The 20261-nt window shown below is 35.7% G+C and carries 13 protein-coding genes; 12 read left to right on the forward strand and 1 reads right to left on the reverse strand.

All coding sequences use genetic code 11. The annotated features are described in order from the left end of the window. The first annotated feature begins 127 nt into the window (after positions 1-127). The 12 genes from ACRASX_RS04425 to ACRASX_RS04480 all read left to right on the forward strand — a co-directional run bounded on the left by ACRASX_RS04425 (position 128) and on the right by ACRASX_RS04480 (position 16118). The gene (locus ACRASX_RS04425; protein ID WP_432222552.1) at positions 128-1294 is read left to right on the forward strand and encodes a lycopene cyclase family protein; all 1167 of its coding nucleotides are present in this window, start codon (positions 128-130) and stop codon (positions 1292-1294) included. A gap of 370 nt (positions 1295-1664) precedes the next feature. Beyond that, positions 1665-2075, forward strand: a complete 411-nt coding sequence (locus tag ACRASX_RS04430; protein WP_066311807.1) for a BrxA/BrxB family bacilliredoxin — start codon at positions 1665-1667, stop codon at positions 2073-2075. Between the two features lie 245 nt (positions 2076-2320). Beyond that, complete coding sequence (locus ACRASX_RS04435; protein WP_432222553.1) at positions 2321-3706, forward strand: rhodanese-related sulfurtransferase; 1386 nt, start codon at positions 2321-2323, stop codon at positions 3704-3706. A 70-nt stretch (positions 3707-3776) separates the two neighbouring features. After that, complete coding sequence (locus ACRASX_RS04440; RefSeq protein ID WP_066311813.1) at positions 3777-5018, forward strand: peptidase U32 family protein; 1242 nt, start codon at positions 3777-3779, stop codon at positions 5016-5018. Continuing rightward, positions 5018-5248 (forward strand): ferredoxin, encoded by a 231-nt coding sequence (locus ACRASX_RS04445; RefSeq protein WP_432222554.1) that lies wholly within the window; start codon positions 5018-5020, stop codon positions 5246-5248. Before ACRASX_RS04440 ends, ACRASX_RS04445 begins: the two co-directional genes overlap by 1 nt. An 82-nt stretch (positions 5249-5330) precedes the next feature. Then, positions 5331-8477 (forward strand): SusC/RagA family TonB-linked outer membrane protein, encoded by a 3147-nt coding sequence (locus ACRASX_RS04450; RefSeq protein ID WP_432222555.1) that lies wholly within the window; start codon positions 5331-5333, stop codon positions 8475-8477. Between the two features lie 18 nt (positions 8478-8495). Continuing rightward, positions 8496-10028 (forward strand): SusD/RagB family nutrient-binding outer membrane lipoprotein, encoded by a 1533-nt coding sequence (locus ACRASX_RS04455; protein ID WP_432222556.1) that lies wholly within the window; start codon positions 8496-8498, stop codon positions 10026-10028. Positions 10029-10275: 247 nt separating this feature from the next. Beyond that, complete coding sequence (locus tag ACRASX_RS04460) at positions 10276-11664, forward strand: PSP1 domain-containing protein (RefSeq protein ID WP_432222557.1); 1389 nt, start codon at positions 10276-10278, stop codon at positions 11662-11664. Then, entirely contained in the window at positions 11648-12127 is a 480-nt protein-coding gene (locus tag ACRASX_RS04465; RefSeq protein WP_432222558.1) for a gliding motility lipoprotein GldH, read from the forward strand. Before ACRASX_RS04460 ends, ACRASX_RS04465 begins: the two co-directional genes overlap by 17 nt. Positions 12128-12138: 11 nt before the next feature. Next, positions 12139-14442, forward strand: a complete 2304-nt coding sequence (locus ACRASX_RS04470; protein WP_432222559.1) for a penicillin-binding protein 1A — start codon at positions 12139-12141, stop codon at positions 14440-14442. Between the two features lie 231 nt (positions 14443-14673). Further along, on the forward strand, positions 14674-15375 hold the full coding sequence (locus ACRASX_RS04475) for a CoA transferase subunit A (protein ID WP_432222560.1): 702 nt from the start codon (positions 14674-14676) through the stop codon (positions 15373-15375). 86 nt (positions 15376-15461) lie between these two features. Then, positions 15462-16118, forward strand: a complete 657-nt coding sequence (locus tag ACRASX_RS04480) for a 3-oxoacid CoA-transferase subunit B (protein WP_432222561.1) — start codon at positions 15462-15464, stop codon at positions 16116-16118. A gap of 117 nt (positions 16119-16235) precedes the next feature. On the opposite strand, the gene ACRASX_RS04485 is transcribed toward ACRASX_RS04480, so the two are convergent. Continuing rightward, entirely contained in the window at positions 16236-20081 is a 3846-nt protein-coding gene (locus ACRASX_RS04485; protein ID WP_432222562.1) for a T9SS sorting signal type C domain-containing protein, read from the reverse strand. Positions 20082-20261 lie beyond the last annotated feature (180 nt).

A 20261-nucleotide genomic window follows, 5' to 3' on the forward strand; every position in this document is an offset into this window, starting at 1 on the left:
AATTTATTCTATGCGTTTTAGCAGGGGCATGTACTGTTTAAAAAGCAGTTCAATTAAAAACTCAGCTCCATTGTCTATTTTGCTTTTCGCCTCGAGAACAAGTACATTTACTTTTTAATTGATGATAATGAAGCATTACGATTATATTTTTACGGGTTCTGGGCTTTCGGCATTAATGACCGTTTACAAGATGATTCTTTCAGAACAATTCAAGGACAAGAAGATTTTGCTTTTGGATGAAAATCTGAAAAATAAAAACGATCGAACCTGGTGTTTTTGGGAGAATAAAAATTCGGAATGGAGCAAAATAAGCAGCAAAACCTGGGATTTCGCCCTTTTTAAAAATACGGATTTTAGTCGAACACTAACGCTCGAACCGTACGAATACCTTCAAATACGCAGTGTCGATTTTTACACTTTAGTTTCCGATTTAATTTCGAAACAAGACAATATTACTTTTTTAAACGAAAAAGTGACTGATATTAACGAATTAGACACCCACGTTTTTGTTAAAACAGAAACTCAAGAATGCAGTGCCGGCCGCGTGATCAATAGTATTGTAAACGTGGGGGCATTTATTAATCAGCATAAATACGCTGTAATTCAGCAACATTTTGTGGGTTGGTTTGTAGAAACAGAAGAAGCTGTTTTTGATCCAAACCAATGTACTTTTATGGATTTTTCGGTTGATCAAAAAAACAATACACGCTTTATGTATGTTTTGCCGACCTCAACAACTGAAGCTTTATTAGAATATACCTTATTCTCTAAAGATCTATTGCCTTTTGCAGAATACGAGGAGGAGATCAAATCATATCTGAAAAATTTAGGTGTTAAAACTTTTAAGATTACCGAAAAAGAACAAGGCAATATTCCGATGACGTGTTATCCCTTTTGGGAAAAGAACACCAAGCGCGTCTTAAATATTGGTACCGCTGGAGGCTGGACTAAAGCAAGTACTGGTTATACTTTTAAAAAAACCGATAAAAAATCATCTGAATTAATTAAACTATTCTTACAACAAAACGACTACAGTAAATTGTATAAAAAAGACAAGTTTTGGTTCTATGATTTATTGCTTTTAGACATTCTTTACAGAAATAATGCGTTAGGAAGTTCTATTTTTTCCTCTTTATTTAAGAAAGGAGATCCCAATTTGATTTTTAAATTTTTAGATGAAGAGACCAGTTTATGGCAAGACTTTCAAGTTATTCTAAAATGTCCTAAACTTCCGTTTATCAAATCGTTATTCAGAGTGGCTTTTCTTCCAAAAAAGTTCAACCTAAAATCATAATCATTGAAAAACAATATCTTAGGGTTCAGTCTTTTCTTTAGCAGTCTTTTTTCTTTTGGACAAGTTTCGTTGAATAAGGCACTGAAGATTTATCCTGAATTTTCTAATACAAAATATTACAAAGCAATCTGTTGGTTCAAATAAGAAAATATAAAGAATAAGTACTTGCTTTACTTTGAATCGCAGGCGAAGATGCATCCACAGGATTTTCAATTAATGAAGACAATACCTTCTGCGAGACTTATGTGTATCAAATAAAGTTTACCAATTAGCAATTAAACTATAACAAAAGTTTATCGTATCAACCAACTAGTTGAAATTAATCTTTGTAACTTTGCAGTTCAATAAAGTTAAACCTAAAAATATAAATATGTATCCAGAAGAAATGGTAAAACCAATGCAAGCGGAACTTACAACTGCAGGTTTTAAAGATTTACATAGTGCTGAAGAAGTAAATAACGCAATAAAAGCAGAAGGAACAACTCTAGTAGTAGTAAACTCTGTGTGTGGTTGTGCTGCTAGAAATGCACGTCCGGGAGCAAAGATGAGTTTGGATGGTGCTAAAAAACCAGATAATTTGATCACTGTTTTTGCAGGAGTTGACAAAGAAGCTGTTGATGCTGTAAGAGAACATATGTTTCCTTTTCCTCCATCATCACCAAGTATGGCTTTATTCAAAAATGGCGAATTGGTGCACATGCTAGAGCGTCATCACATTGAAGGTCGTCCAGCGGAAATGATTGCTGAAAATTTACAAGACGCTTTTAAAGAGTTTTGTTAATTAAATAGTATTGAATTGCTCACGAAGTAAGATTCAAAATTTTATAAAAGGACTGTCTAATTTAGACGGTCCTTTTATATTTATGGTAGTCCACTTACCTACTCTATTTTTAGTACGCTTAAAAATACAGTACGTAAAAGTGGCAGTCTTTCACTAAAACTTAGGACTTGCTAACTTTGCCACTCCATATCCTTTTGCTACCTTTGCCGCTCAAAAATAGTTCTCAACTTAAAATAGTTTATAGCATGCAACTGTACAACACTTTAAGCGCAGAAGAAAGAGCCATCATGATCGATGATGCCGGGAAGCAACGCCTTACGTTGTCTTTCTATGCTTATGCGCAAATTCAAAATCCAACACAATTTCGTAATGATTTATTTCTGGCGTGGAATCCATTAGGCGTTCTGGGCAGGATTTATGTCGCCCAAGAAGGGATAAATGCACAACTTTCGCTTCCTGCCGATCATTTTTATGATTTTAAGGATACCATAGAAGCGTACGAATTTATGAAAGGAATTCGTTTGAATATTGCTGTAGAACAGGACGATCACTCCTTTTTGAAACTAACTGTAAAAGTCCGTGACAAAATTGTTGCCGATGGTTTAGTCGATGAAACTTTTGATGTAACCAATATTGGAATACACCTAAAAGCGAAGGAATTTAATGATTTATTAGAAGACCCAAATACGATTGTAGTCGATATGCGCAATCATTACGAGAGCGAAATTGGTCATTTTACAAAAGCCATAAAACCCGATGTGGATACTTTTCGCGAAAGTTTGCCTATCATCGAAGAACAATTGGCGGAGCACAAACAAGACAAAAAGCTGTTGATGTATTGCACCGGAGGAATTCGTTGTGAGAAAGCAAGTGCTTACTTTAAACACAAAGGTTTTGAAAATGTGTACCAATTGGAAGGTGGAATTATTGAATATACACGTCAAGTAAAAGAGCAAGGCTTAGAAAGTAAATTTATAGGGAAAAACTTTGTATTCGATCACCGCTTGGGTGAAAGAATTACAGACGATATCGTTTCGCAATGTCATCAATGTGGAAAACCTTGTGATGTACACACCAATTGTGCAAATGAAGGTTGTCATTTACTATTCATACAATGCGAAGAATGTGCTTCGGCTATGGAAGGCTGTTGCTCGTCAGTATGTGTAGATGTAATTCATTTACCCGAAGAAGAACAAAAAGCAGTTCGAAGAGGAATTAAAAATGGCAATATGATTTTCAAAAAAGGAAAATCAGATGTGTTGACATTTAAAAACAATCAAGATCCATTAGCTGCGATTCCAAATCTTAGTGATCTAGCCGAAACAAAAACAGCTCGCAGAGTGGCTACTGTTTTGAAAAAAGAAACAAAAATTAAAAAACAATACATAGGAAAAGGAACTCACTTTTTTCCAAAACCAAGCGTTGCTCAATTTTTAATTGAAGATGGGGACATAAAAGTTGGTGATAAAATCTTAATTAAAGGAACTACAACTGGAGAACAGCAAATGATAATCGCCGAAATGTTCGTGAACGACATCGATGCTACAATCGCTACTTCGGGAGACACTTGTACTTTTAAATTACCTTTTAGAATCCGTTTGTCTGACAAATTATATAAAGTTTTAGACTAATTTTTCAAACAAATTCACTCATCACCTTTGTCAAAATTTAAAACTTGGCAAAGGTTCACTTCATACAAAAATGACCACAAATAATAAAATTGAACTTATGGCTCCCGCTGGGAACTTTGAGTCACTTCAAGCTGCAATAGACAATAATGCAGACTCCGTTTACTTTGGCGTAGAACAATTAAACATGCGCGCTCGTGCCACGGTTAATTTTACCATGGATGATTTAGCAGAAATTTCCCGTCGTTGCGAAGCAAAAAAAATTAGAACTTATTTGACGTTGAATACCATAATCTACGATCACGATTTATCGGTGGTTAAGACTTTATTGAACAGAGCGAAAGCAGCCAGTATCACTGCCGTAATCGCCTCAGACCAAGCTGTAATTGCGATGGCAAGAGGAATTGGAATGGAAGTTCACATTTCGACGCAGTTGAATGTCACAAATATTGAAACCATAAAATTCTATAGCTTATTTGCAGATACGATGGTTTTAAGTCGGGAACTGAGTTTGCGTCAGGTAAAAAGCATCACCGAGCAAATTAAGAAAGAAGAAATTAAAGGACCAAGCGGAAAATTGGTTGAAATTGAAATTTTCGGTCATGGCGCTTTGTGTATGGCTGTTTCTGGAAAATGCTATTTGAGTTTGCATTCCAATAATTCATCGGCAAATCGTGGTGCTTGCAAGCAAAATTGCCGCAAAAAATATACAGTTATCGATCAAGAAACGGGCTTCGAAATCGAATTGGACAACGAATACATGATGTCTCCAAAAGATTTATGTACCATTGATTTTTTAGATCAAGTAATCGATTCTGGTATTCAGGTTTTAAAAATTGAAGGTCGAGGTCGTGCTCCAGAATATGTGGCAACTGTAATAAAAACCTACCGTGAAGCAATAGATAGCTATTACGAAGGAACTTTTTCTAAAGAAAAAGTGGAAGTTTGGATGGAAGCCTTGAACACCGTTTACAATCGTGGGTTTTGGTCAGGATATTACCTCGGACAGGAATTGGGCGAATGGAGTGATGTTTCGGGATCGTTGGCTACTCAGAAAAAAGTGTACGTTGGAAAAGGAACGCATTATTTCCCGAAAGCCGAAGTGGGACAATTTAAAATTGAAGCGTACGACATAAAAGTTGGCGACAAAATTCTGGTGACTGGTCCAAGTACAGGCGCCCAAGAAATGATAATTGAAGCAATGCAGGTAAATGACACTGTTGCACAAAAAGCAACAAAAGGAGACGACTGCACTTTAAAATTGCCCTTCCGAATCAGAATGTCTGATAAATTGTATAAAATTGTTGAGGCCTAATGGTTATTATAACATTACAAAGAGACAAATGCATTGGTTGTAATTACTGTGTAGAAATGGATCCCCTCCATTTTCAAATGTCTAAAAAAGATGGGAAATCGGTTTTGATACATTCGGTAAATGCCAAAGGTTTTTATACGCTAAAGTCAGCTGATCATACGATTGTTGAAAGCTGTGACCGATCTGCCAAAGCTTGTCCTGTAAAAATTATCTTAGTAAAAGAAACTTAATGTTTTTCCAAAATTAAACCGAAAATACAAAAGTTGTGTTAAAAAATACGTTAGATTTACTTAAAATAAGAAATTTAACGATATGAAAAAAAAGAGTTTAATTCTTTTACTATTCTTTTTTGGGTTTTTTATGATGTATGCCCAAGAAGGTATTGTTAAAGGTAAAGTTTCAGACAACCTTGGTATTGGATTACCCGGAGCAAACGTCGCTGTTAAAGGAACTAAATCTGCTGTGTCTACAGATTTTGACGGGAACTTTCAAATTAAGGCTTCAAAAGGAAGCGTTTTGGTGGTTTCTTACATCGGTTTCGCAAATCAAGAAGTTACCGTTACTGGTACTACAGTTACTATTAGCCTTAAAGAAGGTGCAGAAAACAAACTAGACGAGGTTGTTGTTACTGCATTTAATGTTCAAAGCAAAACAAAGTCTTTAGGTTTTGCTAATCAAACCGTTAAAGCTGTAGATATTGAAAGACCAGGCCAGGTAAATGCTCTGGAAAGCTTACAAGGAAGCATTTCTGGACTTACGGTAAACAAAACATCTGGCGCTGCTGGTGCTGGAGTTGATATATTAATTAGAGGTGTTTCCTCGCTAAGTGCTGGAAGTAACAATCAGCCTTTAATAATTATTGACGGTAATCCAGTGAACAATTCGACTTTTACAGGAAACATTAATCCTTCAATTGGTTCTAATTCTGCCGGAAGTAGCGAGCAATTTGCTTTTTCAAACCGTTCGGTAGATATCAATCCAAATGACATCGAGTCTTATTCGATATTGAAAGGAGCAGGAGCTACAGCACTTTATGGAATTTTGGCCGGTAATGGTGTAATTATCATCACTACTAAAAAAGGAAAAGAAGGAAAAACGAAGGTGAATGTTTCCTCTAGCGTTTCATTTAGTGAAATAAACAAATATCCTGAGTTACAATCTACATGGAGAGAAGGTACAACAGCGGGAAATGGAGCTTCTCCTTTTCCACGTAATTTAGTTCCTAGAGTTTTAAGTAATAATGACGACAGTGTTCCTGGTGGCGTTTCGTATTATCCTGGTTTTACTTCTGGGTTTCAATCTAATGGACCTAAATATTCCTCTGCTGATGATGCAAGCATTAGATACAGAAATTTTTATAAAGACTTTTTTAAAACTGGGATCAATCAAACTTTAAACGTAAGTGTAAGTGGTGGAAACGAAAAAATCAATTACTACCTTTCTGCATCTACAAGTAAAGATGAGGGAACAGTTCCCAATACAAGCTACGACAGAAAAACTTTAAAGTTTAATGGAGGCTATAAATTATTAGAAAATGTAAAAATTGGAACTTCTGTAACGTATGCTAATTCTGGTGGAACTAGAGCCAATACTGGTGATAAATCGATCATGAGTTCTATGGCATACTGGTCTCCATCTATTGACATCAATAACTATTTAACTGTTGATGGAAAACAAAGAAACTGGACAAAAGGAACTATCGACAATCCAAGATATTTCGCTGAAATCAGTAATTTAAATGACAATGTAGATCGTTGGATTGCAAGTGCCGACTTAAACTGGCAAGCGAATTCTTGGTTTAATGTTGTTTATAGAGCAAGTATCGATAATTATTCGGAATTGAGAAATAGATATGTTCCAGACGATTTAGATGTTGGAACTGGAGTAAAAGGTTTCGTAACAAATGAAACTATTAATTTCAAAGGTCTGAACTCAAACTTAGTATTTACTGCGACTAAAAAATTTGGTGACATTAGCACTAATCTTTTGATCGGACAACAAATTTCTGATACTAGAAATACGTATGGCAATCAAAGAGGTGAAGGTTTGTTAATCTCAGGATTCGACAACATTTCAAATACTACAAACAAATTTGTAACCAATACAGGAGAGCAAGTTCAAAGAAACATTGGATACTTTGGTGAAGCAAAAGCTGATTTCAAAGAAATTATTTATTTAGGAGCTACTGCAAGAAGAGATGAAGTTTCAACTTTACCTAAAGCAAATCGATCTTTTGATTATTACTCTACAAATGCTGCTTTTGTTTTTAATGACTTAATTGATAAAGATAGAAATGTATTGTCATTAGGAAAAATAAGAGCTTCATGGGCACAAGTTGGGAAAATTCCTCCTTACGGAATTGGAAGATACAGTAGACCAGAAACTCCTTTCAATGGTGTTGGTGGAATTTCTGTTGGTTCAATTGCTTCAGATCCTAACATTAGACCAGAAATCGTTACGACTCTAGAAGTAGGTACTGATTTAAAGTTTTACAATAACCGCATACGATTAGAGTACACGTACTTTGATAGAAAAAGTGACGACCAAATTATTGCAGTTCCAGTATCTCAAATTTCTGGCTTAACAAGTATTTGGAGTAATGCAGGTTCGTTAAAAACAAAAGGTCATGAGTTAACACTTGCAGGAGACATATTGAAAACTAGCAATTTAAAATGGACTGCTACTGCTAACTTTACTGCTTATTACACTGAAGTAACTTCTTTGCCATTTGAGAATGTTGTTTTTATGGACAGTTTTCAAGGTGTAATTTCTCAAGTTAAAGTAGGTGATGCAGCCGGATCTTTATATGGATATACTTGGACGCAAATTGATGGTCAAAGAGTGATAGGTGCTGATGGATTACCAGTTTTAAAGAAAACGGCTAAAGGTGATTTCGAATATTCTAAAGTTGCTAATGCATTTCCAGACTGGGTTGCTACACTAAACAATACTTTTACTTACAAGAATTTTAATTTATCATTTTTGTTCGAATATAAAGAAGGTGGAAGCGCTTTTGACTCTGGACAAAGAAACGGGTTGCGTAATGGTGTTTTAAAAATTACTGAAGAGCGAAACATACAAAAAGTGCTGGACGGTGTAAAATCTGATGGTTCTGGCGGTTACGTCAAAAATGACATTCCAGCTATAATAGATGCTAACAGTTATTACCGTAATGAAAATTACAACAGATCTTCTGAAATTTTAGTACAAGATGCTTCTTGGTTGAAATTACGAAATGTCTCTTTATCGTATAATTTACCTTCAAAATTACTCCGCAAATTAAATATAGCTACTGCTTCGTTTACAGTTAGCGGAAGTAACTTCTTGCTCTGGACACCGTTTAGAGGTTTTGATCCTGAAGGAAGTCAATTTAGCTCAGGAAGTAACGTATATGGATTCACGGGTTTAAACGTTCCATTAACACAATCGTACTCTTTTGGTGTTAATTTTGGATTTTAATTTATTAAAAATAACAGTATGAAAAATATTTTAATAGTAGTAGCACTTTTTGTTACGACCAGCTTGGTGACAAGTTGCAGCGATAGTTATTTTGACGTAAATACACCTCCCGATGCGATAGATACTAATTCTACAGCATTAAAAGATGTACTGAGTCCTGCGATTCAAAACACCATTGACGCTCAATACTCTGCTTCAGTAAGTGTTGCTCAGGTGAGTCAACATATTTCATCAGCATTGTCAAACCAAGATATTGACAAGCATTATTTCAGTGGTTTAGATTCCTATTGGTTTACCACTTATGTAAAAGCTTTATCTAACATTAAAGTGGTAGAAGACAAAGCAATCGCGACAAATTCTTCACACTACTTAGGAATTGCACAAATTTTGAAAGCAATTAATATAGGTTTAGCTACTGATTTGTACGGAGATATTCCTTATACTGAAGCTTCTCAAGGGGGTACAATTACATATCCAAAATATGATTCTCAAGAATCTGTTTACGCTGCAATTGACGAATTATTTACAGCTGCAATCGCAAAATTATCAGATCCGAACACGTCAATCGTTAACAAACCGGGTAAAGAGGATTTAATTTATGGTGGAGATGTTAACAAATGGATTAAGGCTGCGTATACTTTTAAAGCGAGATATCAGTTACACTTATCTAAAATAAACGCTGGAACAGCTGCTACAAAAGCATTGGAAAGCTTATCCAAAGGGTTTACCTCTAATGCAGATGATTTTCAATTAGTTTACAATACTGTAAATACAAATCCTTGGTACGCAAATCAGTTAGGATTAAACACTGGTAACATTTCGTTTTTAATCTCAAATCAATTGATAAATGCTATGAATGGAAAATCATTTCCATTTACTACAGTAACAATGGATCCACGATTATTAGCAATTGTTGACATTAGAAAGTATCCGAATCCAGCTTCACAAACTACAAATCCAGATCCAATGGTAGTTACTAATTACAATGGAATTGAAAATGGAACTGGCGCTAATGTTCCTGGACAACCAGGCGCTAATGCTAAGATAGGAATTGATTTCTTTTACTCAAAAGCGAATTCACCATTAGTAATTATGTCATTTGCTGAAGCGAAGTTTATTGAAGCAGAGGCGAATTTCCTTTTAGCAGGAGGAACTGCTACTAGTGCTGGTGCAAATGCAGCAGCAAACACTGCTTATCTTGCTGGAATTAATGCCAACATGGATAAGTTAGGAGTTGCACCTGCTCTAAAAACAGCTTACATTGCTGACGCTTCAATCGCCAAAGGCACAACAACTTTAGCGTTAAAAGACATCATGAGACAGAAATTTATTGCTCTCTATCTAAATCCAGAAACTTTCACAGATTATCGCAGATACAATTTCTCACCTAATGTGTTTGTTGGTTTAAAATTACCAAAAAACACAGATCCTAACAATGGTGGGGAATGGATCAGAAGATTTGTATATCCGAATTCTGAAAAAAGCACTAATTCAGCTGTTTACAGTGCGAATTTTAAATCTATGATTACGCCAGTTTGGTGGGATAAATAGTAAAGTAATTCTAACGCTACTGAATGTAAATTTAGAAGTGATTTATAAAAAAAACGACTTTTTATAAATGCAAATGCAGTAAAAAAACCCATTACGATAGCAATCGCAATGGGTTTCTTTTTAATAAAAATTTTATCATTTTCATATAATTCCAATCGTTGTAACATAAAATTAAAAAATACTATCTTTACGCGTAAATCTTTCTAAGAACTTAAGTTGCATTTATTGCAACACTACATATAAAATTATGGCATGTACAAGTTGTTCAACTTCTGATGGTGGAGCACCAAAGGGTTGTAAAAATAATGGGACTTGCGGCACCGATAGCTGCAATAAATTGACTGTATTTGACTGGCTTTCGAACATGAGTTTGCCTAATGGCGAGGCTCCTTTTGATTGCGTTGAAGTACGTTTTAAAAACGGCAGAAAAGAATTTTATAGAAATACTGAGAAATTAACCCTAAGTATTGGAGACATTGTTGCAACTGCAGCTTCTCCAGGACATGATATTGGTATTGTGACTCTTACGGGAGAATTGGTTCGTATCCAAATGAAGAAAAAAGGAGTGAATCCTGAAAGTAGTGAAGTTGCTAAAATTTACCGAAAAGCATCACAAAAAGATATTGACATTTGGTCTGCAGCGCGTGATCGCGAAGAACCGATGAAAGTTCGTGCACGAGAATTGGCTATTTCTCAAAAACTAGAAATGAAAATTTCGGATATTGAGTTCCAAGGTGATGGATCAAAGGCAACGTTTTATTATACAGCCAATGATCGTGTCGATTTTAGAGTTTTAATTAAGGATTTTGCAAAAGAATTCAGCACTAGAATTGAGATGAAACAAGTAGGTTTCCGTCAGGAAGCAGCTCGTTTAGGTGGAATTGGTTCTTGCGGACGAGAATTGTGTTGCTCTACTTGGCTAACCGATTTTAGAAGTGTGAACACCTCGGCAGCGCGTTACCAACAGTTGTCACTGAATCCGCAAAAATTAGCAGGACAATGTGGTAAACTAAAATGTTGTTTGAACTATGAATTAGACACGTACATGGATGCTTTAAAAGATTTTCCAGAATACGACACTAAATTAGTTACTGAAAAAGGAGATGCTATTTGCCAAAAGCAAGATATTTTTAAGGGGCTAATGTGGTTTGCTTACACCAACAATTTCTCAAATTGGCACGTTTTAAAAATTGATCAAGTCAAAGAAATAGTAGCAGAAAACAAACTTAAAAATAAAGTTTCGTCTCTAGAAGACTATGCAATTGAAGAAACTGCAGAACCTGAAAAAGATTTCAATAATGCGATGGGGCAAGAAAGTTTGACTCGTTTTGACCAACCAAAACGCAAGAAAAAACCAAGCAAGAATAGAAAGCCAGCTGGCGAAAATGTTATTGTAGCAAATTCTGCTAAACCAGAAAACAAAGCTAAAGTTAGCAATCCGAATCAAAAGCTAAAAGCAAATCCGAATCAAAAACCAAAAGAAAAAGAGAAAGAAAAATTAAACGATACTCCTAGCAAGCCAAATAAGAATCAAAATCGAGCACCGAAAGCTAACAAGCCAAAGCCAGCCGAAGATTCTGCGACTGCCGAGCCAAGAAAACCAATAATTATTACCAAGAATGAGAATAAAAAATAGCGCTATTTTATTTTTAACGGCAGTAGTTCTTTTTTCATGTGATAAAGAAAGGGTTTTTGATACGTACAAATCTGTTGGTAGTGCTTGGCACAAAGACAGTATTGTCACGTTTGACTTACCTCAATTAGATTCGACTAAGACCTACAACTTATTTGTAAGTTTGAGAGCGAACAACAATTATGCGTACAACAATTTATTTTTGATTGTTTCAACAGAGAAGCAAAACGGCTTTACCAAAATTGACACTTTAGAATACCAAATGGCAAACCCTGATGGAAGTTTATTGGGCAATGGGTTTTCTGACATTAAAGAAAGTAAACTTTTGTATCGAGAGAATGTCAAATTTAAAGGCACTTATAAAGTGCATATCAAACAAGCTGTTCGCGAATCGGGCAAAGTTCCGGGCGTACAAGAATTAGAAGGTGTTACCGACGTTGGATTTAGAATAGAAAAAAAAGAATAGAATAGTTATATATGGCTACTAAAAAAAACAATATTTCAAAAAATAATACCGACTTCAAAACGTACACTAAGCGTTTTTGGAAAATTTATATTTACGGTCTTTTAGGAACGATTACTTTTTTCCTATTTGCTTCTTGGGGAATTTTTGGTTCAATGCCTTCTTTTGAAGATCTTGAAAATCCAGATTCCAATTTAGCGACTGAGATTATTTCTTCGGATGGCGTTGTTATTGGAAAATATTTCCAAACCAATAGATCGCAGTTAAAATATTCTGACTTGCCTAAAAATCTTGTTGATGCTTTAGTTGCTACCGAAGACGAGCGTTTCTATGAGCACTCCGGTATTGATGCGAGAGGAACTTTACGTGCTGCGTTTTCCCTAGGAACTAATGGAGGAGCGAGTACTTTAACCCAACAATTAGCAAAACAACTGTTTCACGGAGAAGGGTCTAAGTTTTTACCATTTCGTATAGTGCAGAAAATAAAAGAGTGGATTATTGCTACTCGATTAGAAAGACAGTATACCAAAAATGAAATTTTGGCGATGTATTGCAACGTATACGACTTCGGAAATTACGCTGTCGGTGTAAGTTCTGCGGCACAAACTTATTTCTCGAAAGAACCAAAAGACTTAACGGTAGACGAGTCGGCGATATTAGTTGGAATGTTTAAAAACTCAGGTTTGTATAACCCAGTTCGAAATCCAGTTGGTGTAAAAAACCGTCGTAATGTGGTACTTAGACAAATGGAAAAAGCAAAGATGATTTCTATGGAAACGAAAGACCGTTTACAAGAATTACCAATTACTTTGCAGTTTAAATTAGAAAGCCACCGTGAAGGCTCTGCCACTTATTTTCGAGAGTACTTACGTGACTACATGAAAAAATGGGTGACCGAGAATAAAAAAGCTGACGGAAGTGACTACAACATCTACAAAGACGGCCTTAAAATATATACAACAATTGATTCTAGAATGCAGAAATATGCTGAGGAAGCAGTATCTGCGCACATGGCAAACTTGCAACAAGAATTTTTTATTCAGTCTAAGACGAATAAAAATGCACCTTTTGTAAACATTTCTCAAAAAGAAACCGATCGTATTATGATGCAAGCGATGAAAGCATCCAATCGTTGGTTTGTAATGAAAGGTGCCGAAAAGTCGGATGACGAGATCATTAAATCGTTTGACGTAAAAACCAAAATGAAAATTTTTACGTGGAAAGGCGAGCGTGATACTATTATGACGCCAACTGATTCTATCCGCTACTACAAACACTTCTTGCAATCTGGATTAATGGCAATGGAACCACAAACCGGAAGCATTAAGGCTTGGGTTGGTGGTATTAATTATAAATATTTTCAATACGACCACGTGGGTCAAGGAGCGAGACAAGTAGGTTCTACTTTTAAACCGTTTGTTTATGCTACCGCGATCGAACAACTTAATATGTCTCCTTGCGACTCTATCATTGATGCTCCCTTTACTATTCCGGTTGGGCGCCACCACGTAACGGCAAGCTGGACTCCAAAAAACTCCAACAACCGCTACATTGGTATGGTTACTTTAAAGAAAGCATTGGCAAGTTCAATAAATACGATTTCAGCGAAATTAATAGACAGAACTGGTCCAGAAGCCGTAGTTGATTTGGCACATAAATTAGGAATTAAAACACATATCCCGAATCAACCTTCTATTGCTTTAGGAGCCGTTGATATTACGGTTCAAGAAATGGTTGCAGCTTATAGTACTTTTGCAAATCAAGGAGTTTATGTAAAACCACAATTTTTGAGTCGAATCGAGAATAAAAGTGGTGAAATAATTTACGAACCAATTCCAGAATCACATGATGTACTAAATAAAGACATTGCTTTTGCAGTAGTTAAATTATTAGAAGGAGTTACCGAAGGTGGATCTGGTTCGCGTTTGCGCACCACAGGTGGTGGACACGGGTACAATCGTGTAACAGGATATCCGTACGCATTTACCAATCCGATTGCTGGTAAAACAGGAACCACACAAAACCAGTCTGATGGTTGGTTTATGGGAATGGTTCCAAATTTAGTAACCGGTGTTTGGGTAGGTTGCGAAGACCGTTCGGCTCGTTTTAAAAGTATAACCTACGGACAAGGAGCAACAGCCGCCTTACCTGTTTGGGGTTATTTTATGAAACTATGTTATAACGATCCTGATTTAAAAATATCTAAAGCTGAGTTCGAAAAGCCAGCAAATCTTTCGATAAAAGTTGACTGTTACGTTCCGAAGAAAGTAAAAGATTCTATTAATCCAGAACAAAATACAGACGAATTCGAATTGTAATGCAGTTCAAAATTCTTATTTAATTATTAATTTACTTTTATAAAGGCCATAACTTCCATCTAGAGGTTATGGCTTTTATTTTAGAAGTCATTGACACCGAACACAGCATTATTTTACATTATCATTTTCGTAAAGAACTTCTGATTCAAACTTATTATATTACGAATACTGAAATTTATTTTTGCTTTCAAAATAAATACGTAATTTTAGAAAGGAAAAAATCAATTCACTATGATTAACAAAAAAGTAGATTCTGTTCAAGACGCCATTGCAGGTATTACCGATAATATGACGATAATGTTTGGAGGTTTTGGTCTTTGTGGCATTCCCGAAAACACCATTGCAGCATTAGTTGCAAGAAACACCACTAATCTAACGTGCATCTCAAATAATGCGGGAGTGGATGACTTTGGTCTGGGATTGTTATTGCAGAAAAAACAGATCAAAAAGATGATCTCGTCTTATGTTGGTGAAAATGCCGAATTTGAACGACAAATGCTTTCGGGAGAACTAGACGTTGAATTGACACCACAAGGAACATTGGCCGAGAAATGTCGCGCAGCACAAGCTGGAATTCCTGCGTTTTTTACACCTGCGGGTTATGGAACTGAAGTGGCCGAAGGAAAAGAAGTTCGGGAATTTAATGGTAAAATGCACATTATGGAAGAGGCTTTTAAAGCTGATTTTGCTATTGTAAAAGCATGGAAAGGGGATGAAGCGGGTAATTTAATTTTTAAAGGGACAGCTCGAAATTTTAATGCTTGTATGGCTGGTGCTGCGAAAATAACAGTTGCGGAGGTAGAAGAATTAGTTCCTGCAGGAACTCTAGATCCCAATCAAATTCACATTCCAGGTATCATGGTGCAACGCATTTTTCAAGGAGAAAAATTTGAAAAACGAATTGAACAACGAACCGTTCGTCAGAGAGAATAAAAACGAGATAATCAGACAATTTATTCATTACTTAGTTTGATACTATATCCAATGATTAGATTTTCTAATTTATATAACGAGAAGATATGTTAGACAAAACAGGAATAGCAAAACGAATTGCCAAAGAAGTAAAAGACGGTTATTTTGTAAACTTAGGGATCGGAATTCCGACGTTAGTCGCGAATTATGTTAGCGACGAAATTGCTGTAGAATTTCAAAGTGAAAATGGCGTTTTAGGCATGGGTCCTTTTCCTTTTGAAGGTGAAGAAGATGCCGACATTATTAATGCGGGAAAGCAAACGATTACTACTATGCCTGGAGCAAGTTTTTTTGACTCTGCTTTCAGTTTCGGAATGATTCGAAGTCAAAAAGTAGATTTAACTATTCTGGGCGCAATGGAAGTTGCCGAAAACGGAGATATAGCCAATTGGAAAATTCCTGGTAAAATGGTTAAGGGAATGGGCGGTGCCATGGATTTAGTAGCTTCTGCAGAGAACATTATCGTAGCAATGATGCACGTAAATAAAGCGGGTGAATCTAAAATTCTTAAAAAATGTACGTTGCCGTTAACTGGAGTTGGCTGTGTTAAAAAAGTAGTGACAGAATTAGCTGTTTTAGAAGTTACTCCCAAGGGATTTAAATTAATTGAAAGAGCACCGGGCGTTTCGGTAGAGCACATTATCGCTTCGACTGAAGCCGACTTAATTATCGACGGAGAAATTCCGGAGATGAGTATTATTTAGTTTTTACGAATCGGTTATAAACAAAGGACCTAACATAGTATGAAAGTATGTTAAGTCCTTTGTTTTAACAATCCTTAATAGATATTTTAACTTGTAACCTGTTTCAAGTATCTCGAATTACTTCAAAACAATTTTTTGAGACATGATTTTATTATTCTGTAAAACTACTTTTACAACCAAAACCTGAGTTGGAATTTGACTTCCATTCCAACTAAATTCAGTGGATGAAATTTCGTTTTTTCGAAATAATTCTCTTCCTAACAAATCATAAATCACAACTTCATCTATAATAGTATCTACAGCAAATAATTGAACTGTTTTACTTCTCGTACTAATTTTTATGTCCTTCTCAACAATTGTCTGTTCCTCAATACCTAGCGTCTGATCTGCATAAATCAATACAAAACGATCGTCAAAAACTCCCTTTTCAGTCGAAAAACTATATCCACTTTTTCGCAAATCATGAGTGACATTTAATTTTTTATCTTTTAAGTAAATAGCCTGAATGGCTAAATCTCCGTCAGAACTATGAATGTCTATACTAAATTTTCCTTCGATAGAAGAGATATATCCGACAGGAACCTCATCTGCAATTTCAAATGGTAAGCTTCTACCTTGAATGGTGAAGTTTCTGTTTCCTGAAATTGTGTAAAAATCTGCATGCGCATTTCCGTTTAAACTAACTCCATCAAATCTAGTGTCAAAATTGTTCGTTGCACCTTCTACATAACCAACTAGCAATTGCTTAAATATTCCATCTTCGTTCATTAAATTCAACCATACTCGATGTCTCTCGCTAATAGTATTTTCCTTCTTGTTTTTACTAGGTTTGAAAAACTGATTGTTTTGACCAACTAGTCTCATACTATTGTCAAATTTTATCGTGCCTATTGCATTTGCAAAGGTAAAAAACGATTGGCCAGAAGCTATTTTTCCTGAAGGAGGAACTCCTTTCGGACCTGTAATTACAGCTCCAGTACGATTATAACTCGCATAATCAGCTGAAGTATACACATAAAACGAACCGCTTTGGGTGATTGGCGTGTCGTGCGTCCACAAATAAATGGTGCCATTGAGAAATTCATTTTTGTCCAGAAACGTATCGGCATTAATTGCAGATGCGTACGGGTTTCCTACTAAAAAGAATTCGTCTGGTAGTGTAGTTTCTCCTATAATATTTCCGTTATTCGGAATGCCTTCGAATTTAACTCCTTGCTCATAAAGTTCCGAATTTTCGAAAGCTTTTTCACCGTTTGTATATGCTCCTGGTTTAGGCACTCGTATTATATATCCTTTTCCAGCTTGCATAGTCCCATCATCAAAAACCCAGTCTTTTTGCCATCGATAATATTTATCAGGAAAAGTATTTGGAGATAAATTTTTGGCTGTCTGATTCAAAACAGGAGAAGACCAATACGTATAATCAAAATTCTTCATTGGGGTTGATGTTTTTTCTATGACCGCATGACTCGTATTTATAACCTCATCATCATCTTGGTAGAGACTTGCCTTGTCTTTAATAACTAATGTTCCCAAACCCGAATAACCGAACGATAATCCCAACGTATTGCCAGAAGCAATCTTAACTGTCTTTCCGAGAGCAATAGTGCAGCTGCACGCATATACTGATGTCGTAAATTCGTAATCTTTCTCAAAAGTAAGTTCCATTCCGTCTGCTGCTTGTTCGTTAGACCAAATTTCAGAATATGTTGAACTGTTGGTGCACAAACGTAAACGCGCCACACGATGTTTTGCTTTTCCCGCAACTGAATTAAAGTTTCCTCCAATGATTGCCTTATTATCAGAAGTAATTGCCACACTATATAAAGTACCATTTAAGCTACTCTCGAACGAGATGTCAATACTTCCATCTTTATGAAGGCGTACTAAACGAGAAACCGGAGTGCCATTATAAGTTCCTGTAAACGTTCCTCCAACTAAAATCCTTCCATCTTTTTGTAGCAAGATGGTTCGAATATCTCCTTTGCTAAATCCCGTTCCGATGGCAAAAGTTGCGTCTAAAGAACCATCTGAATTCAGTCGAATCATTCTTTTTTGGGAAACACTCTTATAGCTAATAAAAGAACCTCCAGCGAGAATTTTACCATCGGGTTGAAGGGCCATTGCATAAATATTATTACCAAAACCAGCTTCGATAGTAAAGGTGTTGTCTGTAGAGCCAGCGGCATTCAGACGAATCATTCGTGAACAAGTAAGTCCGTTAAAAACAGTAAATCGTCCACCAACAATGATTTTGCCATCTGGTTGCACTTCAATTTGCTCCACATAAGCGTCAGCACCTTGACTATTAAAAGTCATATCAACCGTACCATCACTATTAAGGCGAATAATTCTATTAGCGGGCAAAGCATTATATGATGTGAAATTTCCACCAACTAAAAACTTTCCATCATCTTGACGCCTAATGATATACACTTGATTGTTAAATCCTGTACCGCTCACAAAACTGCCGTCTATTTTTCCATTTTCATTTAAGCGAATGATTCGTCCAGCGGAATTTCCATTATAATTTTTAAACGCTCCACCTGCAATTATTTTGCCATCTGGTTGGACTAAAATAGATCGCACAGTATCATCCGAACCAACTTCTCCGAAATTGAAACTCGAATCTACATTGCCTTCTTCTGTAAGGCGAATTAATTTGCCAATGGTACTGCCATTAAATTTTCTAAAACTTCCACCAACTACTATTTTTTTATCGCTTACTGGTACTACTTTTAAAACTGCCAAATCAAAACCGACTCCTGGCGTTAAATAGCCACCATCTAATGCTCCATCATAATCTATCTTAGTAACTCGACCTTGGTTCAGTGCGTCATAAGTAGTGAAGTTTCCAGCTAAATACCATGAATTAGTATGATCTGATGCGATTGAAAAAACAGAAGAATTAGGGCCATCTCCATTATCGAAATTTGATTTCACTTGTCCGTTATCGTCTAAAAAAATAATTCTGTTTACGACACTGCCATTGTAATTGCCCGTAAAACTTCCACCAACCATACAATTACCATTGCCATCCAATTTAATCGCATATACAATCCCTGAAGTAAAACCGCTTCCCGAAGTGAACGAAGAATCTAAAGAACCATCAGTATTAAGTCTAACGATTCTATTTACCGTTATCCCATTGTAAGTTGTAAAGCTTCCTCCAACTAGAATCTTTCCATCACTCGCAATTGCCATTGTTTCAACATTAGTATCAAATCCATCTCCAACATTAAAAGTCGAATCTATACTTCCGTCTTCATTTAAACGCACGATGTGATTTTTGCTTACACTTGAAAACGAAGTGAAATTACCACCAACCAGAATTTTATTGTCTAGTTGAACTGCTACCACATTGACTTGATGGGAAGAGCCAGTTCCGACGAAAAAAGAAGAGTCTAACAATCCATTTGGAAGTAAACGAGCAATTTTATTTGCGGTGACACCTTTAATACTGGCAAAAGTACCGGCAATTATTATTCTATTATTTTGATCTACTGCTATGCTATGAATACTACTTGTAGTAGTAATTGGACCTACGTTAGCTGTAAATGCTGCATCTAAATTACCTACTGCATCTGTTTTTATAATTTTGGATACGGCTGCTCCATTATACATTTTGAAATTCCCTGCGATTATCACTTGTGAATCGGTTTGAACTGCGGAACAAAGTACGTTACCATCAAAACCAGTTCCTGTAACAAATGTTGCATCTATTTGACCTTCTACATCCAAGCGACAAAATTTTGAAACAGCAGTTCCATTGAAATTATTAAAGCTACCTCCAACAATTAATTTATTATCCGATTGTAAACTGATAGACTGAACCACGCCATCGAATCCATCTCCTAATAGACCATTGTCTATAGTATTAAAAGTGGAATCTAATTTACCTTGTTGCGCTTGAGAATGAGAAGCGGAGAAAAATAAAAGCAGAAAAAGTAAAGTTGTTTTCAATAGTAATAAGTTTAATGTACGTAGTAATTTTAATAAAAAAACTAAACAGAAACTTTTTAAAGTATAAACAAAAATATAAAAATAATAAAAATCTTACAATACCTTGAATTAGTGATATTTCTTCTTTAATTTTAAATCTTGACATTTTACATAATCGCTCAAACAATGTTTACTTTTAAC

The organism is Flavobacterium sp. TMP13 (assembly GCF_050847115.1).
In the GTDB taxonomy this organism is placed as follows: Bacteria; Bacteroidota; Bacteroidia; order Flavobacteriales; family Flavobacteriaceae; genus Flavobacterium.